This is a genomic window from uncultured Veillonella sp., from assembly GCF_963522475.1.
Taxonomy (GTDB): Bacteria; Bacillota; Negativicutes; order Veillonellales; family Veillonellaceae; genus Veillonella.
In genome coordinates this window covers 212,087-237,346 of record NZ_CAUQYW010000001.1, presented here as the reverse complement: position 1 = coordinate 237,346, position 25,260 = coordinate 212,087, and the positions used below count along the sequence as shown (strand labels likewise).

Genomic DNA, 25,260 nt, shown 5'->3' with positions numbered 1-25,260 from the left:
TGTTTACGATGGTACAGCAGCAATTACCTACGGGGTTCCGCGATGATATAGGGGCCGTAGCGGAGCGCAAGGATGATGTGAGCCAATATGTGCTCGGTCTATGTCGTAGCCGCCAGTACACAAAGATCTCTACGCCTCTTGTAGAGTACAAGGATGTATTTAATGGCTATGCAATGGGGCGCGGTCAGCATATGTACGAGTTCATGGATAGTTCGGATGCATCCGTCGTAATTCGTCCTGATTTGACCATGCCAATCGGTCGTTTCTTGGCGACCACGAATATTGAACTACCTCGTATGTTCTACTATTTAGGCGATGTGTTCATGAAAAATAAAAAGCACCGTGGTGATGTGAACCAAGTAACGCAAGGCGGCATCGAGATGGTAGGCTATGAAGGCATTGAAGCAGAGCAAGAATGCTTTGCCATCATTAAAGAGGTAAATGAAACGCAGCTTGGTAATAACTTATTGCTTGAGATTGGGGACGCTCGTTTCTCTCGTGCTATCACCGATGCGCTAGGCCTTAGTGATGAGGAAAGAACAGAGCTATTAGACGCTTTGTTTACTAAATATTTACCTCGTTACAACGAGTTGATTTCCGACTTTAAAAATAGTGCGTTATATCCATTCTTAACTGTATGGCCTCGCTTGTTTGGTACGGTCCGAGATATTAAGGATGAGCTCAACCAAATTATCTTGCCTGCAGCAGCACAACGCATTTTAGATAATCTCGTAGATATGGCCAACCAAGTGTCTAAAACAGGCCAACAGGTTCGCATTGATGTGTCTACAGAGCCGCTTCAATCTTATTACACAGGCCTTACCTTTAGAGGCTACATAGACGGCGTATCTCAGTACATCGTCAGCGGCGGCCGTTATGATGGCTTGTTATCTAGCTTTGATGGTACACCGATGCCGGCGGTTGGGATGGCTTTTAATATTGATGTATTGACAGATGTTACCTTGAATGGTGAAAGCAACAATCAAGATAATGGCAAATTGCGTATTGCTCTTACAAAGGGCCGTGTCGAAAAGGATTTCATTCCTCTCTTGGAATCATGCGGTATCGATTGTGAGCCACTGCGCAACAAGGCGCGTAAGCTTATCATTCCATTAGGTGATGCCATTGAGGTAATACTTGCTAAAGGCCCTGATGTAACAACATATTTGAAAAATGGTGTAGTAGACCTCGGTATTGTTGGTAGTGATGTACTAGATGAACAAGATGATACAAGTTATGAAATGCTTGATTTACAAACGGGCAAATGCCAATTTATCTTAGCCTCTCTTGCGGGCTATGATCCTAAAGAAGGGCGCCGCCAACGTATTGGTACAAAATATCCAACTATTACAAAACAGTACTTTGGAGCGCAAGATGTGGAAATCATCAAAATTGAAGGTTCCGTTGAGTTGGCACCTCTAGTAGGACTTGCAGATGCCATCGTAGATATTACAGAAACGGGCACAACATTGCGGGAAAACAACTTAGAAATCTTTGACTGGTTACAAAAGATTTCTACCCGTTTAGTAGCTAATCCATTAGCACTAAAACAAAAGAGAAATACCATTTTTACACTTATAGACCAGCTTTCAGAAGCCATTAATAAATAAAAGATAGGACTAATAGTGTGAATAGCATATAGGAAGAAGGATAAGACATGAAAATTTATAAAGAATCATTAGATACGATGATCAGTATCGTGCGAAATTATACGCAACAAACTACAGACATGGAAATTGAACGCCGCGTGTACGATATCATCGACGATGTGCGCACCAATGGTGATGTGGCCTTAAAGGCCTATTCTGAAAAATTCGATGGTGTGTCTATCGAAGATTTCAAGGTGCCTCAAGAGGAAATCGATGCTGCTTATGAGTCCTTATCTGATGATTTAAAGGCTGCATTATTAAAGGCAAAGGCTAATATTACAGAGTTCCACAGCCGTGAAATTGAGCAAGGCTTTGTGGACATGGACACCCCAGGCATCATCCGCGGTCAAAAGGTAATTCCATTGGCTCGCGTTGGCCTTTACGTTCCTGGTGGTACTGCAGCATATCCTTCTACTATTATCATGACTGCGTTACCAGCTAAAATTGCAGGCGTTAAAGAAATCGTCATGGTCACACCTCCTCAAAAGGACGGCATCAATCCTGCTGTACTAGGTGCAGCTAAGCTTGCTGGCGTTGATGCAGTATACCAAGTTGGTGGAGCTCAAGGTGTAGCGGCCCTTGCATATGGTACTGAAAGTATTCCAAAGGTTGATAAAATCGTAGGCCCTGGCAATATTTACGTAGCCACTGCAAAACGTCAAGTATTCGGTCAAGTCGATATCGACATGATTGCAGGCCCTAGCGAAATCGGTGTTATCGCTGACGATAGTGCTAATCCAGTTCATCTCGCGGCAGATCTTTTATCCCAAGCGGAACATGATCCTCGAGCGCGCGCTATTATGGTTACCACTAGTGAAAGCTTGGCAAATGCCGTATCAGATGAGGTAGAACGCCAATTGAAATTGTTGCCTCGTGAAAGCATCGCTCGTCTAGCCATTGAAAATAATAGCTATATTGCTGTTATGGATAGTGTTGCAGACATGTTTACAGTCATGAACGAAGTAGCGCCAGAGCATTTAGAAATCCAATTACCAGATCCAATGAACTATATGAGCCTCGTTCAAAATGCAGGCTCCGTATTCCTCGGTGCCTATGCATCTGAGCCATTAGGCGACTACGTAGGCGGTACAAACCATGTATTGCCTACAAGTGGTACAGCACGCTTCTCCTCTCCACTTGGTGTATATGATTTTGTAAAACGTACATCCTTTACACAATTTACAAAAGAACGGTTAGAAGAAGTGGCAACACACATTACCACATTAGCTCGTACAGAAGGCCTCGAAGCACATGCTCGTGCCATTGAAGTACGTTTTGAAAAATAGATTTGGAGTATAGAGATCGTTATGATACGCACAGGTACGGTGCAACGCACCACGCAAGAAACAGATATTACAGTAGAACTTACCCTTGATGGGGCGCAAGCGAGCTCCATCTCCACAGGAATTGGATTTTTTGACCACATGTTGACGCTACTGGCAAAACACGGCCGTTTTGGCCTTGTAGTTGAGGCAAAGGGTGATACATACATAGATGCTCACCACACCGTTGAGGACATTGGATTGGCGTTAGGTCAAGCCTTGGTGAAAGCCCTTGGCGATAAGGTTGGCATCGAGCGTTACGGCGATGCATGGGTTCCTATGGATGAAGCACTAACACAAGTTGTCATCGACTTGAGTGGTCGTCCATACCTCGTGTTCCAAGGCGAATGGAGCACTCCAGTTTTAGGTGGTAACTTTGAAACAGAGCTAGTGGAAGATTTCTTCCAAGCTCTCGCTATGAGCGCTGCTATGAATTTACATGTGCGCAATTTATATGGTCGCAATACGCACCACATCATTGAAAGCATGTTTAAGGCTACAGGCCGCGCATTGCGCAAGGCCGTTACTATTAACCCAGATATTCAAGGGGTAAACTCTACAAAGGGTGTTATTTAATACAGTCATTTAATAAAGGAGAACCTATGATTTTTCCAGCTATAGATTTACAAGATGGTCGCAGTGTTCGCCTCTATAAAGGTGACTTCGCACAGGAAACGGTTATCAATCCAGAGCCAGTGGACCAAGCAAAACAATATGAAGATGCCAAGGTAGGCGCACTCCACCTCGTCGATTTAGACGGTGCTAAGGCAGGTAAGCCTGTTAATGTGGACATTGTAAAAGCAGTGCGTCAGGCTTTCACAGGCATCCTTGAAATCGGTGGTGGCATCCGCGATAAAGCGGCTGTTGACCTCTATTTAGGTTTAGGCGTAGACAGAGTTATCCTAGGCTCTGTGGCCCTTAAAAACCCTGAGCTTACGAAACAAGTGATTGCTAAATATGGTGCAGAGCGTATCGTTATTGGTGTAGACGGTAAAAATGGTAAGGTCGCTGCTGAAGGTTGGCTCGATCAATCCGATGTGCCTATGACCGATTTAATCGGCGCCATGATTGAAGGCGGCGCAAAGTACTTTATCGTTACTGATGTGGACCGGGACGGTACCATGCAGGGGGCTAACGAAGACTTGCTCGGCAATTTGCAAAAAACATTCCCTACAGCTCGTATCGTTGCCTCTGGTGGTGTTCGTAATTTAGAGGATATTAAATCACTTGAAGCAAAAGGCGTCATGGATAGTATCGTCGGTAAAGCGCTATATGAAGGAACGATTACATTAGAGGAGATCGCTGAGTATAACCAACGATAATGTAGAAATGACAGAATTGTATCTGCTTAAAAGTAAATCTTAAATGGGATGACAGATAGAATTAAACAGACGAAATAAATTGAGTAGCACTCAATGGAGAGGAAATTATGTTAGCGAAACGGATTATTCCGTGCCTAGATGTAGACGATGGGCGCGTAAAAAAAGGGGTTAACTTTGTTAATCTCGTAGATGTAGGCAGTCCCGTAGATATTGCAGCATCCTATGAGCAACAACAGGCAGATGAGCTTGTCTTTCTAGATATTACGGCCACTGTTGATGCACGGACCACCATGCGCGATGTGGTGCAAGAGATTTCATCCCAAGTATTTATGCCTCTCACCGTTGGTGGCGGTATTAAGAGTATCGATGATATGACGGCTTTATTGAAAGCTGGTGCCGATAAGGTGTCCTTGAACTCTGCAGCCCTTGCTAATCCTGAACTCATCACAGAAGGGGCTCAAAAGTTTGGCAATCAATGCATGGTAGTAGCCATCGATGTAAAAACAGACGAAGAAACTGGTGAATGGTATGCCTATACTCACGGCGGTCGTAAACGTACAGAGTGGAAAGCTCTCGATTGGGCTAAGGAAGCCGTATCTCGCGGGGCCGGAGAACTGCTCGTAACGAGCATGGATAAGGACGGCACAAAATCTGGTTTTGATATTGAACTATATAAGGCAATTGAAGCCGTTGTAGATGTGCCTATTATCGCCTCTGGTGGTGCGGGTACTGTGCAAGATTTTATAGATCTCTTTGAAGAAACAGGCGTGACAGGTGCCTTAGCGGCATCAATCTTCCACTTTGGGGAGATTAAAATTCCAGAACTCAAAGATGAATTACGAGCTCACGGTATTACTGTACGATAGAAAGTAGCTTTCATATATACGTTTTTAAATAATTACAGTATTTAAAGGTACTTGAAGGTAGTACATAAAATACTATGGTAACGATACTAATAAAATACTGAGTTTTAAAACGATTATTTTCATAAAGGATTAATATATGAAACCTGATTTTGAAAAAGGAAATGGCTTATTGCCAACCGTTGTGCAAGATGCAGATACGAAAGAGGTTCTCATGGTGGCGTGGATGAACGAAGAAAGCTTTCACAAAACACTAGAGACAAAGGAAACGTGGTTTTGGTCTCGTTCTCGTCAGGAACTATGGCATAAGGGCGGTACGAGCGGCAATGTGCAACATGTGGTGAGTATGGCCCTCGATTGCGATGGCGATACCTTGCTCATTCAAGTGAAGCCGGAAGGCCCTGCATGTCACACGGGGCGTACAAGCTGTTTCTTTAATGATGTAGAAGCATAAGATAAGCACAATAGGATATAAATTATTAGAGACATAATGGAGTTATATATGGCACAGCAAACATTGAACGAATTATACGAAATTATTAAGAACCGCAAGGCACAGCCAAAGGAAGGTTCTTATACGAACTACTTATTTGATAAAGGGCTCGATAAAATCTTGAAAAAGGTAGGAGAAGAGGCTACTGAAGTTGTTATCGCTGCAAAGAATGAGGACCCTCAAGAATTGATATACGAAACAGCAGATGTGTTGTATCACTTGCTCGTATTATTAGTGGAGAAAAACATCCCTTACGAAGCCATTGAGGCAGAGCTTGCTAGCCGTGAAGGCGTAGTAAGTAAGACTACAGATCGCCCAGAAATTACAAATTTATAATATACATTTTAAGAAAATAGTTAGAAAGGATAGCTTATGAAAGAGATAATTCGCACATTGAAACCTTATATACCTGAGGAACCTGCTGCAGCAGTAAAGGAACGCCTCGGTGTGGACCGCTTGGTGCGTCTGTCTGCCAACGAAAATCCATACGGTACATCTCCGTTGGTGCGTGAGGCTATTCTTAGTTATGTAACACATAATGATGCTAACTATTATCCTGATGGGAATGCCACTGATTTGCGTTTGAAATTGGCGAAGTATTGGAAGGTACAACCAGAACAACTCGTCATTGGTGTAGGCCTTGATGAAGTCATTGCAATGGTCAATAAGACATTGATTAACGTTGGGGATTCCATTGTGGTTAGTGTGCCAGCCTTCTCAGAATATGCATTGAACGGCCTTGTGGAAGGTGCTGAAATTCGCGAGGTTCCAGCTGATTTTGCAACAGGTCACTATGATTTCGCTGCATTGTTAAAAGCTATAGATGAGACAACACGCCTCGTATGGATTTGTAATCCTAATAATCCAACAGGCACCTATGAGTCTGTTGAAGATATTCGTAAATTCGTAGCTGCTGTACCAAAGGAAACTTTAGTTATAGTAGACGAGGCCTATATTGACTTTGTTACCTCTGTAACGGTCCCAACAGTGCGAGCTTTATTAGATGAATTCCCTAATGTTGCTATTATGAGGACCTTCTCCAAGTCGTATGGCCTCGCTAATTACCGTGTAGGCTATATGATGACGCCTGTAAAGTTGGCTAATTACATGCAAACTATCCGTTTGCCTTACAATCTCAATACTTTATCGCAAGTGGCCGCAGAGGCAGCTTTTGAAGATCAAGAGTTTTTAGCAAGAACGGTATCTCAAAATGCAGAGGAACGAGCAAAATGGGAAACTCTATTTGATGAATTAGGAATTCACTACTATAAGAGCGAAGCGAACTTTATCTTCTTTGCAGTACCTGATGCGGAGGGGTTAGCCGATGCATGGCTCAAAGAAGGTTATCAAGTACGTCGTGGTCAGCGTGAAAATTGGTTGCGGTTGACTATTCCTATGTCGCAAGATGGGGATGTTATGCGTAGTGTTCTTATAAAATATATTGGTGAAAGGAGCGCATCATGATTGCTATAATCGATTATGACGCAGGAAATACCTTTAATGTGCAGAAAGCATTGGCTTATATTGGTCTTGATGCGGTGCTAACATCTGATGCTGATACGATATTACATTCTGATGGCGTTATATTGCCTGGTGTAGGGGCATATGCATCGGCTGTAGCCGTTTTAAAAGATCGTGGTTTGGTTGATATAATTCATGAGGTAGTTCGCCGGGAGATACCATTATTAGGTATTTGCTTAGGGATGCAACTATTATTTGATGAGTCTGAGGAATATGGCCCAACACCAGGCTTAGGTATCATTCCTGGTACTGTAAAAGCTATTCCTCACAATCTTGGCTTGCGTGTACCTCACATGGGGTGGAATAAAAATATAGTACGTAATCCAGATAGTACTTTTAGTCATATTGAAGGAAAATATACATATTTTGTTCACTCTTATTATGTAGATACAGATCCACAATATATTACGTCTACCGCTGATTATGGTATTGATGTGCCTGGGATAGTGGAATATGGTAAGGTTTTTGGAATGCAGTTTCATCCAGAAAAAAGTGGCTCAGTAGGGCTCGATTTATTACGTACTTTTGGAAGGATTACTGCTGGTAATTAGTATCAATATAGATTATCTATGCTTTTAGCTCATAATGTACATTCAAAATGAGAAATCGATAATTGACACTTCTATGTTTAGATATACAATATTATTGTAAGTACTAAAAGTTTTGAGAGCCAATGTGGCATGGATGTCCAAAAGATTTATCAGATATTTTTATATAACACCATGTCACACAAGACAATTGGAGGTGTTTATATGGTTATGAATGGTATTTACTTAGTTATAGCCTCCGCGTGTATTCTAATTTTAGCGTACCGCTTTTATGGGGCTTTCATAGCGGCCAAGGTGCTGACACTTGATCAGTATCGTCCAACGCCGGCTATGGTCCACAATGATGGTCACGATTACGTGCCAACAAACAAATGGGTAACATTTGGTCATCACTTTGCAGCGATTGCTGGTGCAGGCCCTCTTGTAGGTCCTGTTATCGCAGCCCAGTTCGGGTATTTGCCTGGTGCATTATGGATCCTTATCGGTTCCGTATTAGCTGGCGCTGTACATGACATGGTTATCTTATTTGCATCCGTTCGCTATGATGGTAAATCTATCGCGGATATTGCGCGCGAAGAAATCAGTAAATTCGCTGGTTTCGGTGCTATGCTTGCTACATTGTTCCTATTGATCATCACCCTTGCTGGTATGGCCGTAGTAGTAGCTAATGCATTGCATAACTCTCCATGGGGTTTCTTCTCCGTATTTGCTACAATTCCAATCGCTATTTTTATTGGTATTTATTTGAAATGGTTGCGTCCTGGTAAAATTCAAGAGGCAACTGTTATTGGTGTAGCATTAATCTTCGCAGCTATTATCTATGGTCCAAATGTAGCAGCTAGCGAATATGCTTCTTGGTTCACATATGACTTGCAAACCATTGAAATCATGCTTGCAGTATATGGTTTCTTTGCAGCAGCATTGCCAGTATGGTTATTGCTTGCTCCTCGTGACTACTTGTCCACATACCTTAAAATCGGTACGATCGGCGCATTGGCTCTTGGTATTATCATCGTAATGCCTGAAATTCAAATGCCAGCTGTTACTCCTTACCTTTGGGGTGGCGGTCCTGTATTGAAAGGTTCTGTATTCCCTTATATCTTTATTACTATCGCATGTGGTGCGTTATCTGGTTTCCATACTGTTATTGCTACAGGTACAACACCTAAAATGTTGACTAATGAAAAAGAAATCTTGCCTATCGGTTATGGCGCTATGTTAACAGAAGGTTTCATTGCTATGATGGCATTGATTGCCGCAACTGCATTGCATCCTGATGATTACTTTGCTATCAACTCTACTGTTGATACATTCAAAGCATTAGGCCTTCAAGTTCACGAATTACCAGCTTTATCTGCTATGGTTGGCGAAGATTTAATGCATCGTCCTGGTGGCGCTGTATCTCTTGCCGTAGGTATGGCACATATCTTCTCCAAATTACCTAACATGGATCATTTGATGGGCTATTGGTATCATTTCTGTATCATGTTCGAAGCGTTGTTCATCATGACGTTAATCGATGCTGGCACTCGCGTAGGTCGTTATTTACTTCAAGAATTATTAGGTCATTTCCATCCTAAATTTAATGACCAACATTGGCTTCCAGGTGTATATGGTTGTGCAGCTTTAATATGTGTATTGTGGGGCTATCTAGTTCTACAAGGTAACATCGGTATTATCTGGCCTCTATTCGGCGTATCTAACCAATTATTAGGTACTATGACATTGGCTGTAGGTACTACAGTTATTATGCGACTTGGCCACAAACGTTATGCATGGGTAACAGGGGTTCCTTGTATAGTAATGGCTATCGTTGCTATTGCGGCAGACTATGAAAACGTATTCTATAGCTATATTCCTGCTGGTAAATGGACTTTAGTAGCATTTAGTGCTGCTATGTTCCTCATGATCCTTATCGTATTGGTAGAAGCTGTACGCAGCTGGATTCGCTTGTCCAATATTCCTCAAGATTACCGTACACAAACTGAAATTGAAGCTGAAAGCCTTGTAAAATACGGTAAAGAAGCAAAAGCATAATAGCTTGTTGCATTCAATATCTAAAAGAGCACTTATTATGAGTGCTCTTTTATTTTAACGATAATTAGTGTGTTGTATAAAAATTTATTGAATTATAATACTTAAAATTCTATAGAATTTATTGACATGAATAGAAATGTAATATACGATGTATGTAGTGATGTATATTACATTTCTACAATAAAATAGTTAGGTAACGGCGCCTTGCATGCAGACTTTCTGTAAGCAAGGCGTTTTTTGCATGGAAAGGAGTTTCTTATGGTCAATATGATTGATACCGGTAACACAGCATGGGTATTGTTGTGTACTGCATTAGTATTCTTTATGACACCTGGTTTAGCGTTGTTTTATGGTGGAATGGCGCGTAGTAAAAATGTGCTAGGTACGATCATGCAGAGCTTCTTTTTGATTGGTGTCATTTCTGTTGAGTTTATTTTGTTAGGATATACTTTGATTTTTGGTGATGATATATATGGTATCATCGGTGATTTTAGCAAGTTTGGTCTTGGTGGTGCAGAGACAACAGTGCTAATTAATACACATATTCCGGAGCTTGCTTTTGTAGCCTTTCAATGTATGTTTGCTGTTATTACACCAGCTATCATGAGTGGATCTATTACTGGGCGAATGCGTTTTTCACCGTTTGTAATATTCGCCTTATTATGGTCTATTTTTATATATAATCCGATGGCTCATTGGATTTGGGGTGGTGGATTCCTTAGTGATTTAGGCGCATTAGACTTCGCAGGTGGACTTGTGATTCACGTGTTGTCCGGTGTGTCTGGATTGACTTTATGTATGTTGCTAGGTCGTCGCCGAGGCTATGGACGCATGCCTATGCTACCTCATCATTTGCCGATGACAATCCTTGGAGCCGCTATTCTATGGTTTGGCTGGTTTGGCTTTAATGCAGGATCTGCTCTTGGTGTAGGCTTCCTTGCAGCTAATGCAGTGTTAACTACGCAAATTTCTGCAGCTGTCGGTATTGTAGGATGGGTGTTAGCAGAAATGTTGCATCGTGGTAAACCTACTGTGTTAGGGGCTGCCTCTGGTGGTGTATCTGGGCTAGTCGCCATTACACCAGCTGCAGGTTTTGTAACACCTATGGCGGCTATTATTATTGGCTTTATAGGCGCAGTTGTATGTTATCTAGCGGTAGCGATCATTAAAAACCGCCTTGGCTATGATGATTCTCTTGATGCATTCGGTATTCATGGTGTAGGTGGTACGTGGGGCGCCATTGCTACAGGTTTATGGGCTACTACAACTATTAATCCTGATGGGGCGAATGGGCTATTCTATGGCGGCTCCTTGTTAGGCCCTCAATTACTTTCACTGGTTATTGCGTATGTGTTTGCCATTGTAGGTACATTTATACTATTTAAAATCGTCAGCGCTTTCATGGATATGCGTGTTAGCATTGGCTCTGAGTCACTAGGTATCGATATTAGTGAACATGGAGAAGGTGCTTATAATCAATCTGAATTTAAAAGCTCTGGTCGATTTATTTCGTCTAATCAAACGTCTTTGTTATGATTTGTGACTGATAAATAGTACGCGAAACTGAAAGTTAAGTTGTATAATGATTACTTGTATTTGGTACTGCCTAGGAGATAAATATATGAAACGAATGAAAAAGGTAGATATAATCGCTCGTGCTGAGCAATTAGAGGATTTAAAAGATGCTTTAAATCGGATTGGTGTTCAAGGCATGACAGTGTCACAAGTCTTTGGCTGTGGTTTACAAAAGGGGCATACTGAAGTATATCGGGGTCAACAATATGATGTGAACCTCATTCCTATGGTAAAAGTGGAAACCGTTGTGTGTGATGTGCCTGTTGACCTTGTAATGGATACAGCTCGAAATACATTACAAACTGGTGAAGTAGGGGATGGTAAAATCTTTGTATACGATGTAGAAGACGCTATGCGTATACGGACAGGTACAAGAGGCACTAAGGCCGTAACTGACGACGAAGCATAAACATTGAGTTCTGTTTTGGGGCCCATTAAAATAAAATTATAAATGTATCGAGATATGGAGGTGTGGGGAAAGTAATTTTATCCTCTATGATGAGTCCTTTGATGAGATTGATGAGAATATGGATTGGATTATAACTAAATTTAGCTATAACTAGATTTGATCATATAACATAAAAAGGTCCCTTTATGGGACCTTTTTATATGTCTAGATTACGTTAAAGCCTTAATAGATTTGTTTACAATCTAATAGATTTATTTATCGATCTAATCCATTAGCACGTTGGTATTCAGATACATCTGTAGATGTAGTTTGATCGTCTGTTGTGACAGTATCTTTAGCTAACGATTTTTTGATTTTAATAAGAGGTTTTTCTGTAGCTTTAGAATCTTCTTTTTTCTTCACATCCTCTTGAGATGGTGGTAAGAATGTATTGAGTTCATTCTTATGAGCTACTTTAGTATCTGTAGTAGATGCTAATTGTGCACGTTGAGGGGCGATGAAGATTTCATCCTTTGTAATTTTTACATCGTTCAATAATAATTTGAATACTTGTGGTTTTACAAAGATCGTACCATCAACTTTGCGTGCTGTAGGTAAGAAGGTTTCAGAAGTATCAAGGTTAATAATCTTTAATTTGCCATGGCGCACTACCTCTGCAGAATCAGGTTGGATAGCTAATGTAGCGATATTCATATCTACTAATGCTGTTTTAGTAGGCTCGTCCCATGCCACCTTATAGCCTAATGCTTCAGATACTTGGCGCAATGCTACGAGTGGTTGACCGTCTACATAGATTACATTTTGTTGGCCATTAATAGGCTCTACAACCTTGCCATCTACATTAATGTGATGAGCAGTCGTAACAGATGCTGGTTTTTCAAGGTTCATAGCTGGACCAGGATTCTCCATGCCAATAGCCGCCTGTGCAGGTTGTACTGTGCCAAATGTGAAAGCTAGTGCACCTACAGCAATGCTAGATAAAATAAGCTGTTTTAATTTCATAAGTGACCTCCATAAGGTGTTATATCATTCTGAATGTATTAACGTTACCAAATGTATATGAATATTTTATTATAAATTTTAATTTTACACAATCTATATATGGGCGTAATATAATTGAATTGGACTTCGTTTATCTCTATAAGTAGTGTATTCTTTTATATGCTATAATTAAGTGTTACATGAATTATTTAATATATCTTAATTATAGAGTTATAGAATGTATAGAAAGAGGTTCTTTATGGCATCCGGCAGATCTGAAAAAGAGTTACAAGGGGTAACGATGTTAGGTCACAAGACCGATTACCCTACTGATTATGCACCACAGGTGTTAGAGGCGTTTGATAACAAACACCCTGATAATGATTATTTCGTTAAATTTAACTGTCCTGAGTTCACCAGCTTGTGCCCTATGACAGGTCAACCAGACTTTGCGACCATCTACATTTCTTATGTACCAGATAAGAAAATGGTAGAGTCCAAGTCTTTGAAATTATATCTATTTAGTTTCCGTAATCACGGGGACTTTCACGAGGACTGCATCAACATTATCATGAAAGACCTCATCAAGTTGATGGATCCTAAGTACATCGAGGTATGGGGGAAGTTTACGCCACGCGGTGGTTTGTCCATCGATCCATACGCAAACTACGGCAAGCCTGGTACAGAGTGGGAAAAGACTGCAAAAGAGCGCCTTCATTTCCACGACATGCAGCCTGAACGCGTAACATACCGTTAATATGGTATATGAATATATAACAATGGGCACATCGTTCATAATGTTTTTTATGATTGGTGTGATCTTGTCTATTCACCCTGCATCCATAATCGTAGGGGAGCATACGAAGTTATCACATCTCAGTCGATGGACTCGGTGGAATGGGTATCTTATTTTCATGTTGACTCTATTTATCGTAGATGTACTCATAACAAATGGCCTATATGCTGGATTTAATGATGTGTATGGCAATCTATCTGCTCTACATGAGCTGACAGTTGATCCGATGGTTATATTCTTTAGTGAAAGCTTCCAAATAGGAGTTGTTGTTGTTTTTGTTCTAGTGTTGCTACAAGTGTTAGGCATCGTCGATTTGGCTCATGGTGAAAGAAATCTATCGTTTCATTATGACCAACTACATCAAGGCAAAGAACAACCTTCCTGGATGGAGCAGTACATGGCCCGTGAAAAGGGTGGGTTGGGTTTAGCTCTTGTAGGGTTGATTTACATGATACGGATGACTATGAGAACCGTGTGGCCGTATATTATATGTCTTATGTGGTTTAAGCTTATAGCTATATTCGCTAATGTGCTGCTTTCACCAGTAATCAATCGAATCATGCATGATGAATCGATGGCATCAACGTATATCATATTAGATCCTTATGTAGCGACATATCTCATCGCTGGATTTCTATGGGGGCATGTAGCACTGCATTATGATATAGAAAAGGCCTATAATGTGGCGAATAGCGTTGTTATAGCCATCATTCCACGTCTTAGCGTTATGCTAGGGGCGGTCATCTTTATTGGACTCGCGCTAGCTATCATTATGGTGCCTGTTACATGGGATACGGTAGTAGACATACTGACAAACCTATAGATAAACCTAGTTATTTCCTGTATATTTAGGGTTTTAAAAGCGGTTCTCATTCTCTTGACAATGCATAGATGCAGGTGATAGAGTATGATTGTATTTATGAGAATACACAAATGGTTATATCCAGTGTATAGAGAATAACAAGGTGAATTTTATATCGTCCTTGGGAGGTTCCTAAGGACGATTTTTATCATCTATCGCCTAAAGGAGGATCAGATGAGCATAGTCACAAATCAAACAACTGAACTGATTGGTAAGACTCCGGTATATCAATTACCCAATACTAATATTTATGTAAAGCTCGAAAAATATAATGTAGGTGGTTCCGTGAAAGACCGTGCTGTACTTGGCATGTTGCAAGATGCTAAGGAAAAAGGTCGCCTTCATGAGGATAGTATTATCGTAGAGGCTACAAGTGGCAATACAGGTATTGCTCTTGCCATGGTAGGCGCTATCTTGCATATTAAAACAGTTATTATTATGCCTGAAAGTATGAGTAAAGAACGTCGTGAGCTTATTAAGGCTTATGGGGCACAGCTCATTTTAACTCCGAAAGAAACTGGAATGAGAGGAGCCCTTGAACGAGCAGATGAAATTTTAGATAAATATCCAAATGCTTTCACTTTGGGACAATTCGTAAATCCGGCAAACCCAGATATGCATTATCGTACAACTGGTGCTGAAATTGTAGAACAAGTACCAAATGTAGATATTTTTATAGCTGGTATTGGTACTGGTGGGACTTTCACAGGTGTTGTAAAACGTTTGAAAGAGCATAATTCTAACCTAAAGGCGATCGCTGTTGAGCCGACTGGTTCTCCAGTCATTACGGAAGGTAAGGGTGGCCCTCATAAAATTCAAGGTATTGGGGCTGGCTTTATTCCAGAAAATTTTGATCAAAGTTTGATGGATGGCGTACAGGCTGTAAGCGATGAAGAGGCTTTTAGTGAGGTGCAAACCTTTATGCGTGAAAGTGGTGTTTCTATTGGTCTTTCTGCAGGGGCCGCCATCGTAGCTGCAAAGCGTATTGCTCGAGAAGAACCAAAGGCGAATATCGTAGTTATTGCACCAGATGGGGTAGAAAAATATTTATCCCTCTTGGACTTCGGCAATACTGAATATGTAAAGTAACGAATTTCGCATAGATAAAACATCTTATGTATAGGAATACATACCACATATGTTGTATACTATATATTATATGAGTAGAGTTATTTGAGATGGAGTCGCTATGATACAAGGTTTACGCGAATTATGGGGCAAAATTCAATATAATATTAAACGCGTAATGGATTCTGACCCTGCTGCCACAAATGTGTGGATGGTTATCTGGACGTATCCGCATATTACGGCCCTGTTTTGGCATTTCTTTGCGCATCGCCTCTACAAGTCGGGGTGGCCAACATTGGCGCGTCGCATAGCACTTCACTCTCGTCACGTAACTGGCATTGAAATCCATCCAGGCGCAACCATCGGTCGTGGTTTATTTATCGACCATGGTATGGGCGTCGTTATCGGTGAAACGGCAATCGTAGGGGATAATGTAACCTTGTTCCACCAAGTGACGTTAGGTGGTATGTCCTCTAAAAAGGTAAAACGCCATCCAACCATCGAAGACGAAGTACTCATCGGTACAGGTACAAAAATTTTAGGTGATATTACCATTGGGGCACGTACGAAAATCGGTTGTAACCTCGTTATTAAACATGATATTCCGAAAGATATGGTTATCTTTGAAACGGATCCAGAAAATATGTATGTCCGCAAACCTCGTCAAGCTAATAACGGTAAGGCAGAGGAAAAGAAAATTCCTGATGATTACATAGAATACTATATTTAATGTGATGTAATGTGATAAAACTGTATATAATAGAGTGATAAAACCTCTAACTATTAGTTGAACTAGTAGTTAGAGTTTTTTTTATAAAATATTCAAAAAAGCAATTATTATTATTGACATGGAAAATCATTATTGATAAAATTATTAATGTAATCAATATTGATTACAAATTAAATAAACAAATTGAAGGGCATAGACGCCAACTTGGTTTATTCTGTTTTTTGAATAAACTATAATTGAGAATTAAATGATAAAAAGGAGTATTACTATGAAAAACGTACAACAAGTAAATCAATATTTAGCAGATCTTTCCGTATGGAACGTAAAATTACATAATCTTCATTTCAATGTAACTGGGCCACAATTCAAATCTATTCATGAATACTTGGAATCCATTTATGATGTAGCTTTTGAATATTTTGATGCAGTAGCAGAACATGTGAAAATGCAAGGTCACTTCCCATTAGTAAATTCTGTTGAATATGCTAAATTGGCTAAGATTGGTGAATTAGGCCAAGAAGATGTTCCTCAACATAAAGTTATTGAAATCCTTCTTCATGACTTCAAATACATGAAAGATCAAGCAGCTGCTATCCGTGAAGCAGCAGGTGAAGAAGATAACTTCTTGCTTTCTAACATGATGGAAGACCACATTGCATACTATGTAAAACAAATCTGGTTTATCGAATCTATGTTGAAATAATACAATTGACAACGCCTTATTGGGTATGATATGATTACCCAGTAAAGCATGGAGGATTACTCAAGAGGCTGAAGAGGACGGTTTGCTAAATCGTTAGGGCGGGTTACCGTCGCTAGGGTTCGAATCCCTAATCCTCCGCCATGCTGAGACCTTGCATCATCCGATGTGAGGTCTTTTTGTTTATTGTGGTATTTACTGAATATAAACCTAAACGTGTAAGGACTTAAATGAGTCTAAGGTCCTGTAAATATTGATATATAGTGTGTAAGGTTATAGAGTTGACGTATGATTAGGGGTTTCATATAATAGATTGTATCAAATGTAATTTTAAGGAGACTCTTATGAATATAAAATATACACGTCACATACATTTACTTCGTCGCGCTGTTGGCATCGGTACATTATGTCTCGTTGCCTCTGTTGGTTTCGTTCATGCTGAAAGCATTGCTATTCCAAGTGCACGTCCTATGATGGATGGTGTGAGTGCTGATGTAGAAACGGTTAGTAGCTCTAGCAAAGTACAACACCATGTGAGTACAGGTGTAATTACGCCAAGTGATTGGACGTATACAGCGTTACAAACACTAATTAAGCACGGTGCTATTACAGATACACATGGTTTTGTCTTTGATGGTAATACAAGCTATACAAAAGATGAGCTTATGCCTCTTATTGATGAGGTAGTAACAAAACGTGAACAAATGAACGAAAATGATCGTCAATATGCATTGCGTATTTACCAAGAAAATATGCGTGATGTGATGGATTATCGGATTGCTCGCGATAAGAAAATCACTCAAGACCGTCGTCAAAAATTAGACGAAAAGCTTGCTGAAAAGGCTAAGAAATTTGGTAAAACATACCAAGTATCTAAATTTCAACAAGAGGCTTTAGATACGGCTAATGATGAGGTAGCAAAACCAGAGGAGCGCGCTTTAACTGATGAGCAAATCAAAGAAAAGATGAAGAAGTTCAAAATTGATGATTCTCGCGTTAAAGTAAATAATCATGTGCGCATCCGTTATACAGGTGGTAAGGATAGTAAATCCAAAACCGATGCTCGTATGCAAACAGAGATGAGTTTCACTCTATAACCCTTAAATGAGGTGTTATAATGATTGATTTTTTTAAGAAACAGCTATTTACCGTCCATCAAAACGGTAAGCAGCAAGCGAGCGAGGTCTTTAAATATATAGGACCTGGTATCATTGTAACCGTTGGCTTTATAGATCCTGGCAACTGGGCAGCAAATCTTGCTGCTGGTGCTAGCTTTGGCTATGAGTTGTTGTGGGTAGTTACATTATCTACCATTATGCTTATTTTGTTGCAGCATAATGTGGCTCATTTAGGCATTGTACGAGGACAATGCTTATCCGAATGTGCCTATGAGTTTTTGCCACGTTATGTGTCTCGATTCGTGCTTAGTACGGCAGGCATTGCGGCGGCAGCGACGGCACTGGCAGAATTTATTGGTGCTGCCATCGCTCTAAAGATGTTGTTTGGTATCCCAATTTTGATAGGTAGTATTCTAACGGCTCTTATCTGTACCGTTATGCTTATTACTAATTCCTATCGCAAGTTAGAGCGAATTATTGCCGGCTTTGTATCCCTTATTGCATTGGCTTATCTTGTAGAGGTAAATTTAGTCAATGTAGATTGGGTGGCAGCTGGTATTGGCTGGGTAGATCCTAAGATTCCTAATGAGTCTATGCTTGTTATTTTGAGTATTTTAGGGGCTGTTATCATGCCTCATAACTTGTTTTTGCACTCAGAAATTATCCAAAGTCGCCAGTTTAATACGCAAGATCATTCTGTCATGAAGCGACAATTGCGTTATGAATTCTTAGATACTCTATTGTCCATGGGGATTGGATGGATGATTAACTCCGCTATGATTTTATTGGCGGCTGCAGTGTTCTTTGCTCATGGTATTGAGGTAACAGAGCTTGAACAGGCAGAAGAATTGTTACGACCTCTTATTGGATCTGCAGCGGGCACAATCTTTGCTATTGCATTGCTTTTTGCAGGCTTTGCATCATCTGCAACAGCAGGTATGGCAGGGGCGAGTATTTTTGCAGGCATGTTTGGTGAGTCTTACGATATGAAAGACTTTCATACGCGTTTAGGTTTGGCGTTAACCTACATTCCAGCATTGTTGCTGATTGTATTTGTTACTGATTCGTTCCAAGCGTTGTTGATTTCTCAAATGTTTTTAAGCTTGCAATTGCCTATCACAATTTTCTTGCAGCTTTATATGACAAGCAGTCGGAAGGTAATGGGGCAGTATGCGAACCATAAATTTACGAATTTACTATTATGGGGCATTGGCATTATCGTAACAGTTATGAATATTTACTTGCTGTATGTAGGTGCATAACATATTAGCTCATTCTTGAAAGAGGCCAGTTAGCCGATTAGCTAGTCTTAGTAATGTAATTGAATGGATTGCTCATATTTAAAGTTAATAATGATAAAAAGGACCGCGTCAGCGGTCTTTTTTTATGCTAGGGCATATATATTGATTATGTAAAAAGCGTATCTTAGAATACCCATGTGGTTTATAAAATATGTTACAATTAAGAATAGCATAATATCTGTAGGGAACATTCCCTCACTAGTGTAATAGATAAAATTAGGAGGACCTAATGGCAAACGAAGTAAAAGTACAAGATGCAATGCAATCTGATTTCAGTATTGTAGTAAATGATATTGCAGAGGAATTATTAACGCGCCTAAATATGGATGAGGATGGTTCTGTCATTGATATGTTCCAAACAGGTTCTTTTGATCCTTGGCAATTATTCGTATTTTTTGGTGCTTTAGAAAAAGCTCTTATAGATTTTAGAACAGATAAACGTAAGAAAACTGTTATCGTTCATGCTCAACCAGAAGCACTTATTGGGATTGGTCGCGTTGTGACACCTGTATCCACTATGCTTGAACATGTATTGATGTCTCGTTTGAACGATATGAGCGAAGGCCGTTTAGAAACAGGTATGCTTACTGTATCTGCTGAAAGTATCGACTATGAAGGTGTTAATTTAAAAGGTCGTCACGTTGTTATCATATGTGACCTGGTGGACGAAGACTCCAACTACCTTAAAGAATGCATTAAATTATGTAAAGAAATGAAAGCTAGTCACGTTGTGGCAGTACCTCTTATGTTATGGAATCCTGAATTGATCGATAATTTGACAGAGGAAACTATCAAGGCGGAATTATCTCATGAAAATCGTCCTCTCTCCTAGTAAGACAAAAACAATTACTAATGTTGCTAGCAACGATGAGGCAGTTAATCCTATAGTCCGAGACGGTCAATTTCAACCGCACATTATACAAGAGATAGTAAAGCATGTACAATCTCTAGATGTAGCTGCCCTTGGTAAGGCTTTAAAGCTAAAGGACGATAAGGCCCGAGCGCTCTTTGATTTCTATCAAGATTTTGAGTCCCATCCTGTTGGGCATGCTTGTGAAAGCTACGATGGTATTGCTTTTAAATATTTGAACTGGTCGAACTTGACTGAAGAGGCTAAGGCCTTTGGTGAAAGCCATCTCGTTGTGATGTCTGCCTTGTACGGTGTTGTAGAGCCTATGATGGGCGTTAGAGACTATCGACTCGATATGGTGGATAAGGTAGGCATTAACTTATATGATACGTGGCGTGAAGCGGTAGATGCCTACTTTCACAAGGAAGATTGGATTCTCAATCTAGCGTCTAAAGAATATGCCAAAATGGTAAACCATCCAAAGGTAGTGACCATTGAATTTTGGGAATTACGAGGCGATACGTTTAAACAGATGAGTACGTCTTCTAAAATGAGCCGCGGTGTGATGGCTCATGAATGTTTAACTCGACAAGTGAAGCATGTGCGAGATTTGCCTCGTGAAGTTAATGGATTCACTTGTATTACAGATATTGAATCCATTACCATACCAAGCCAATCGATGACGGTTCGTTACGAAAGGAAGTGATTATTTGCAAGTGCAAGACATTCTCGAGAAAGACCTCGTTGGCGATGAATGGCTAACAGAGGATGAGCTAAAATTTCTCATGTCTGTAACTGATGAAGAACAGTTGCAGTTGATATATAAAAAGGCTTACGAAGTGAAGGCGAAATATGTAAAGCCTGTAGCGTATTATCGTGGCCTCATCGAGTTCTCGAACCGATGCATCAAAAACTGTAATTACTGTGGTATCCGTCGTGAAAATGATAAGACGGAACGTTTTGATATGAATCGTGAAGATATTATCAAGATGGCGCAGTGGGCCTATGATCATGAATATGGTTCTATTACACTTCAATCTGGTGAACGCTGTGATGATGCCTTCGTTGATTATGTGGTAGACCTCATTCGCGACATTAAAGCCATTGGTGATGGTTCCCTTGGCATTACGATGTGTGTAGGGGAGCAAAGCGAAGAGGCATACCGCCGCATGCGTGAAGCTGGTGCAAGTCGTTATTTATTGCGTATTGAAACAACGAATAAAGAACTGTACCATAAAATTCATCCTCAAGATGAATTGCACTCCTTTGAAACGCGCGTTGAATGTTTGCGTAGTTTGCGCCGTGTAGGTTTTCAAGTGGGTACAGGTGTTATGATTGGTCTGCCTGGGCAAACTGAAGAAGACCTGGTAAATGATATCTTGTTCTATCGTGATATGGATATTGATATGATCGGTATGGGACCGTATGTAGTACATCATGATACGCCATTAGGCCAAGAGGCATTAGCCATGGGCATCGATGATGAAGCTGGTAAATTGCGCCGTATTCAATTGGGGCTCAAGATGATTGCTTTAACACGTTTATTCTTGAAAGATGTCAATATTGCAGCTACTACTGCATTACAAGCGTTAGATAAACTAGGCCGCGAAAAAGGCCTAGCTGCAGGTGCGAATATTTTGATGCCTATCATTACCATCCCTGAACACCGTGCGAAATACTTGTTATACGATAACAAACCTTGCGTAGATGACAATGCAGATAAATGTAAGGACTGCTTAACGCGTCGCGTAATGTCCATTGGAGATACTGTTGGCTGGAAGCAAAATGGTGACTCCAAACATTACGGCAAACGGACAGGAGAATTTTAGCTTTCTCTGTGTATCTAATTCATTTATCCTATTATATGTTTTAGGTTAGTCGCACCCATATATAGATGGGGCCCCATTACAATAACGACAACTTAATTAAAAAAGGCGGTCTATACTTGCTTACTCCTCGTTCCTGATGTCGCTGCACAAGTACAGACCGTCTTTTTTATAACTTTATATGCGCTGTAGTCCCATCTATATAGATAAAGCTTTATTAATAGATACTTAAGGTAATTATACACATAGAAATACTAAAATCTGTGGGGAAGAGTGAAAAGTAGAGCTTGAAAGTATTAATGTATATGTAGAATGGTATATAATGAAATATAATTAGTGGTTTTGCATTTATTAGAGGTGTATTATGGAGACAAAATGGTATTCGGATTTTTGGCGGTTGTTTGTGAGTCCTTTTAGCGGCGGTATTGATCAAGTTGTACAATCGGGGACATTGAAAAAAGGATTCTGGGGCACTGTATTTTTATGGGCTATTCCTTATATTGCATTAGCTTTATTCGGGACGATGTTAATACCATTTCTACCTCATAATGAATTTACTGGATTGACCTATTTAATCGGTATTGGTGCTAGCTTTATGTTTATCTTTGCTTGGCTTATCAGTATTGGTTGGTCCTTTGTCATGATTGCTGTCGGATCTTATGTATATAATTGGATTATTACCAAGCTAGGTGGTACAGATAATGTACAGGCCGTAATGAAAGTTAGTTGGTATTTACAAGGTTATGGCGTTCTTCTATTCAGTATTGGCTATATGATAGTCTTTATTTTAATGGGGCTATTAGGGGTCGTATTTGATAGTAGTGCCATTGCTGGGGTTATGTATTTTATAGGAACCATAGCTTTGTTCATCATATCTATTTGGGTATCTTTAGAACTTATGGCAAGGCAAGTGATGCTTACCAAGATGAAAGTATTCATTGCAGCTATATTAACATCTGTCGTCTTTGTTATTATTTGGGTCCTCTTTATGGCACTTCTAGGTGGCTGTGTTTCCATGGTGGGCAGATAACTTAATATTTATATAGAGTCCTCTTTTTTCGATAAATTTTTTCGGGAAAAGAGGACTTTTATAGTATAGTGTCGAAATGTATTAGCAAATGCGTAATTTGCCATAAAGGAGGCGATTCCGATGAAAGAGTACAGTAGTGATAAAATTAGAAACGTTGCTGTTGTTTCCCACGATGGTGCGGGTAAAACAGCTCTTGTCGAATCTTTGTTGTTAACCTCTGGTGCGATTGATTCCGTAGGTAAAGGTCAAGATAATAAACATATTATGGACTTTGAACCTGAAGAAATTAAACGTAACGTAACAATCCAATTGGGCATGGCTCCATGTGAATGGCATGACCATAAGGTTAACTTCGTAGATACTCCAGGCTATAACGAATTCCATGGCGAAGTTCGTGCCGCTTTGCGTGCCTGTGATGGTATGTTGATGGTACTATCCGCTACATCTGGTGTAGAAACTGACACAGTTCGCGCATGGGATTATGCAGTTGAATTACAAATGCCACGTATGGCATTTATCAATAAAATGGATGTGGATGGTGCCGATTTCTTCGGTACTATTGAAAGAATGCGGGAATTATTTGGCAAAGGCATTATGCCATTGCAGATTCCTATCGGTGAAGGCGCCAATTTTGAAGGCGTCGTAGACGTAGCAAAAATGACTGCGTTTACTTACAAGGACGGCCAACCAACAGAAATCGCTGTACCAGCTCACCTTATCGAAAAGGCTCAAGAAATTCGGGAATTAACCGTAGAAGCCGCAGCTGAAGGTAGCGATGAATTGTTGGAAAAATATTTAGAAGGCGAAGAATTATCCCTAGAGGAAATTCGCCAAGGCTTGCGTGAAGGGATGATTAGTGGCCGTGTGTGCCCAATCATGTGTGGTAGTGCCACATCTCGTATTGGCTTAGATCAAGTATTGGATCGTATGATTCGTTACATGCCGGATGCAACTAAAAAAGTGATGACCGCAATTGATGCGGAAACCGGCGAACAATGTGTAGTACATGTAGATAAACCTTTAACTGCATTCGTATTTAAAACATTGTTAGACCCATTCGCAGGCAAACAAAGCTTTGTACGTATCTTCTCTGGTGAACTTAAAGAAGGCGATCGCCTTTATGATGTAAACCAAGGTGTAGAAGAAAAATGGGGCAAGATGGTTACCCTTATTGGGAAGCAACAAATCCCTGTATCCTCAGCTAAAGCTGGCGATATCGTAGTGATACCGAAATTGGCTAATGCTAAAACTGGCGACACTTTAACAGCTCCTGACTTTAAAGTAACATACGATGCTATTCGTTTCCCTCAACCTCTATACACAGTGGCATTGGAACCTGTGAAAAAAGGTGAGGAAGAAAAATTAGCAGGTGCTGTTCTAAAAGTCGCAGAAGAAGATCCTACTTGTGTAGTGGTGAAAAATGCTGAGGCCCGTCAACTACAAATCGATTGTATGGGCGAGGTTCATCTCGAGCATATCCTCAACAAAATGGATCGTAAATATGGCGTACAAGCTAAACTCGTGACCCCATACATTCCATACCGCGAAACCATTAAAGGCTCCGCTGAAACCGAGTCTAAATATAAGAAACAAAGTGGCGGTCATGGTCAATATGGTCACGTTAAGATTCAAGTGGACCCATTATATGATGGTACTGAATTTGCGTTTGTAGATAAAATTTTTGGTGGTGCTGTACCTAAACAATACATACCAGCAGTGGAAAAGGGTGCCAAAGAAACCCTAGAAAAAGGCTTAATTGCAGGATATCCTATGATCGGCGTGCAAGTGACACTCTTGGATGGATCGTACCATAGCGTAGATTCCTCAGAGTTAGCATTCAAAGTAGCTACGTCACAGGCTATCAAGGATGTAATTCCTAAGGCGAAACCAGTCCTATTAGAACCAATCTATGAGGTTAACGTGTTTGCACCAGATGCTTTCATGGGTGATATCATGGGTGATTTAAATAGTCGTCGAGGTCGTGTATTAGGCATGGAACAAAGTGAAAGAACTGGTATTTCTGTTGTTAAAGCTCAAGTACCATTGGCTGAAATGGCTGATTATGTGACTGCATTACGCTCCATCACTCAAGGACAAGGCGTATTTAACCGTCAGTTCTATACTTATGAAGAGGTTCCACATAAACAAGCGGAAGAAATTATCTCTGCTCGTAAAACTCAAGAATAAAGTAAATCTAGGTCCATGTACGAGTCCTCCATATATGTAGCATATGGAGGACTTTTACTGTGTATGTACTTT

The 25,260-nt window shown here is 40.3% G+C and carries 25 protein-coding genes and 1 tRNA gene; 25 read left to right on the top strand and 1 reads right to left on the bottom strand.

The window, feature by feature from the left end; all coding sequences use genetic code 11:
• The first annotated feature begins 8 nt into the window (after window positions 1–8).
• The 12 genes from hisG to RWP19_RS01025 all read left to right on the top strand — a co-directional run bounded on the left by hisG (window position 9) and on the right by RWP19_RS01025 (window position 11,739).
• Window positions 9–1,610 (top strand): ATP phosphoribosyltransferase, encoded by a 1,602-nt coding sequence (gene hisG / locus RWP19_RS01080; RefSeq protein ID WP_314356130.1) that lies wholly within the window; start codon window positions 9–11, stop codon window positions 1,608–1,610.
• A 47-nt stretch (window positions 1,611–1,657) separates the two neighbouring features.
• Window positions 1,658–2,935, top strand: coding sequence for a histidinol dehydrogenase (hisD, locus tag RWP19_RS01075; RefSeq protein WP_314356129.1), 1,278 nt, complete (start codon window positions 1,658–1,660; stop codon window positions 2,933–2,935).
• A 21-nt stretch (window positions 2,936–2,956) separates the two neighbouring features.
• Window positions 2,957–3,547: an imidazoleglycerol-phosphate dehydratase HisB gene (gene hisB, locus RWP19_RS01070; protein ID WP_314356127.1), complete on the top strand. Its 591-nt coding sequence runs from the start codon at window positions 2,957–2,959 to the stop codon at window positions 3,545–3,547.
• A 26-nt stretch (window positions 3,548–3,573) separates the two neighbouring features.
• Entirely contained in the window at window positions 3,574–4,293 is a 720-nt protein-coding gene (hisA, locus tag RWP19_RS01065; RefSeq protein ID WP_314356126.1) for a 1-(5-phosphoribosyl)-5-[(5-phosphoribosylamino)methylideneamino]imidazole-4-carboxamide isomerase, read from the top strand.
• Window positions 4,294–4,400: 107 nt separating this feature from the next.
• Entirely contained in the window at window positions 4,401–5,159 is a 759-nt protein-coding gene (hisF, locus tag RWP19_RS01060) for an imidazole glycerol phosphate synthase subunit HisF (RefSeq protein WP_314356125.1), read from the top strand.
• Between the two features lie 136 nt (window positions 5,160–5,295).
• Window positions 5,296–5,610: a phosphoribosyl-AMP cyclohydrolase gene (gene hisI / locus RWP19_RS01055; RefSeq protein WP_314356124.1), complete on the top strand. Its 315-nt coding sequence runs from the start codon at window positions 5,296–5,298 to the stop codon at window positions 5,608–5,610.
• Window positions 5,611–5,658: 48 nt separating this feature from the next.
• Window positions 5,659–5,985 carry a phosphoribosyl-ATP diphosphatase gene (gene hisE / locus RWP19_RS01050; RefSeq protein WP_012863732.1) on the top strand — a complete coding sequence of 109 codons (327 nt, stop codon included), beginning with the start codon at window positions 5,659–5,661 and terminating at the stop codon, window positions 5,983–5,985.
• A 36-nt stretch (window positions 5,986–6,021) separates the two neighbouring features.
• Complete coding sequence (hisC, locus tag RWP19_RS01045) at window positions 6,022–7,113, top strand: histidinol-phosphate transaminase (RefSeq protein WP_314356123.1); 1,092 nt, start codon at window positions 6,022–6,024, stop codon at window positions 7,111–7,113.
• Window positions 7,110–7,721, top strand: a complete 612-nt coding sequence (gene hisH / locus RWP19_RS01040) for an imidazole glycerol phosphate synthase subunit HisH (RefSeq protein WP_314356122.1) — start codon at window positions 7,110–7,112, stop codon at window positions 7,719–7,721. Before hisC ends, hisH begins: the two co-directional genes overlap by 4 nt.
• A 201-nt stretch (window positions 7,722–7,922) precedes the next feature.
• Window positions 7,923–9,755 (top strand): carbon starvation protein A, encoded by a 1,833-nt coding sequence (locus tag RWP19_RS01035; protein ID WP_314356121.1) that lies wholly within the window; start codon window positions 7,923–7,925, stop codon window positions 9,753–9,755.
• Between the two features lie 258 nt (window positions 9,756–10,013).
• Window positions 10,014–11,291, top strand: coding sequence for an ammonium transporter (locus RWP19_RS01030; protein ID WP_314356120.1), 1,278 nt, complete (start codon window positions 10,014–10,016; stop codon window positions 11,289–11,291).
• Window positions 11,292–11,376: 85 nt separating this feature from the next.
• Window positions 11,377–11,739 (top strand): P-II family nitrogen regulator, encoded by a 363-nt coding sequence (locus tag RWP19_RS01025; protein ID WP_295208919.1) that lies wholly within the window; start codon window positions 11,377–11,379, stop codon window positions 11,737–11,739.
• Window positions 11,740–11,994: 255 nt separating this feature from the next.
• Here the strand turns inward: RWP19_RS01025 and RWP19_RS01020 are convergent, their stop codons facing one another.
• Window positions 11,995–12,741: a stalk domain-containing protein gene (locus RWP19_RS01020; RefSeq protein WP_314356118.1), complete on the bottom strand. Its 747-nt coding sequence runs from the start codon at window positions 12,739–12,741 to the stop codon at window positions 11,995–11,997.
• A 238-nt stretch (window positions 12,742–12,979) separates the two neighbouring features.
• On the opposite strand from RWP19_RS01020, the gene queF reads away from it, so the two are divergent.
• From queF to fusA, 13 genes are all read left to right on the top strand, one after another.
• Window positions 12,980–13,477, top strand: coding sequence for a preQ(1) synthase (gene queF / locus RWP19_RS01015; protein ID WP_314356117.1), 498 nt, complete (start codon window positions 12,980–12,982; stop codon window positions 13,475–13,477).
• A 49-nt stretch (window positions 13,478–13,526) separates the two neighbouring features.
• Complete coding sequence (locus RWP19_RS01010; protein WP_314356116.1) at window positions 13,527–14,339, top strand: hypothetical protein; 813 nt, start codon at window positions 13,527–13,529, stop codon at window positions 14,337–14,339.
• A 213-nt stretch (window positions 14,340–14,552) separates the two neighbouring features.
• Window positions 14,553–15,467, top strand: a complete 915-nt coding sequence (cysK, locus tag RWP19_RS01005; RefSeq protein ID WP_314356115.1) for a cysteine synthase A — start codon at window positions 14,553–14,555, stop codon at window positions 15,465–15,467.
• A 100-nt stretch (window positions 15,468–15,567) separates the two neighbouring features.
• Window positions 15,568–16,176 (top strand): serine O-acetyltransferase EpsC, encoded by a 609-nt coding sequence (gene epsC, locus RWP19_RS01000; RefSeq protein WP_295275518.1) that lies wholly within the window; start codon window positions 15,568–15,570, stop codon window positions 16,174–16,176.
• Between the two features lie 268 nt (window positions 16,177–16,444).
• A complete protein-coding gene (locus RWP19_RS00995) occupies window positions 16,445–16,879 on the top strand; it encodes a DNA starvation/stationary phase protection protein (protein ID WP_295275521.1) in 435 nt (144 codons plus the stop codon).
• A gap of 50 nt (window positions 16,880–16,929) precedes the next feature.
• Window positions 16,930–17,020: transfer RNA gene (locus RWP19_RS00990), tRNA-Ser, on the top strand.
• Between the two features lie 200 nt (window positions 17,021–17,220).
• Window positions 17,221–17,973: a hypothetical protein gene (locus tag RWP19_RS00985; RefSeq protein WP_314356114.1), complete on the top strand. Its 753-nt coding sequence runs from the start codon at window positions 17,221–17,223 to the stop codon at window positions 17,971–17,973.
• 20 nt (window positions 17,974–17,993) lie between these two features.
• Window positions 17,994–19,256 carry an Nramp family divalent metal transporter gene (locus RWP19_RS00980; protein ID WP_314356113.1) on the top strand — a complete coding sequence of 421 codons (1,263 nt, stop codon included), beginning with the start codon at window positions 17,994–17,996 and terminating at the stop codon, window positions 19,254–19,256.
• A 268-nt stretch (window positions 19,257–19,524) separates the two neighbouring features.
• The gene (locus RWP19_RS00975) at window positions 19,525–20,127 is read left to right on the top strand and encodes a hypothetical protein (protein ID WP_295275245.1); all 603 of its coding nucleotides are present in this window, start codon (window positions 19,525–19,527) and stop codon (window positions 20,125–20,127) included.
• A complete protein-coding gene (locus tag RWP19_RS00970) occupies window positions 20,105–20,851 on the top strand; it encodes a YaaA family protein (RefSeq protein ID WP_314356112.1) in 747 nt (248 codons plus the stop codon). Before RWP19_RS00975 ends, RWP19_RS00970 begins: the two co-directional genes overlap by 23 nt.
• A 4-nt stretch (window positions 20,852–20,855) precedes the next feature.
• Window positions 20,856–21,974, top strand: coding sequence for a [FeFe] hydrogenase H-cluster radical SAM maturase HydE (hydE, locus tag RWP19_RS00965; RefSeq protein ID WP_314356110.1), 1,119 nt, complete (start codon window positions 20,856–20,858; stop codon window positions 21,972–21,974).
• A 361-nt stretch (window positions 21,975–22,335) separates the two neighbouring features.
• Window positions 22,336–23,001, top strand: a complete 666-nt coding sequence (locus RWP19_RS00960; RefSeq protein ID WP_314356109.1) for a hypothetical protein — start codon at window positions 22,336–22,338, stop codon at window positions 22,999–23,001.
• A gap of 120 nt (window positions 23,002–23,121) precedes the next feature.
• Complete coding sequence (fusA, locus tag RWP19_RS00955; RefSeq protein ID WP_295275256.1) at window positions 23,122–25,188, top strand: elongation factor G; 2,067 nt, start codon at window positions 23,122–23,124, stop codon at window positions 25,186–25,188.
• The last annotated feature ends 72 nt before the right edge of the window (window positions 25,189–25,260 follow it).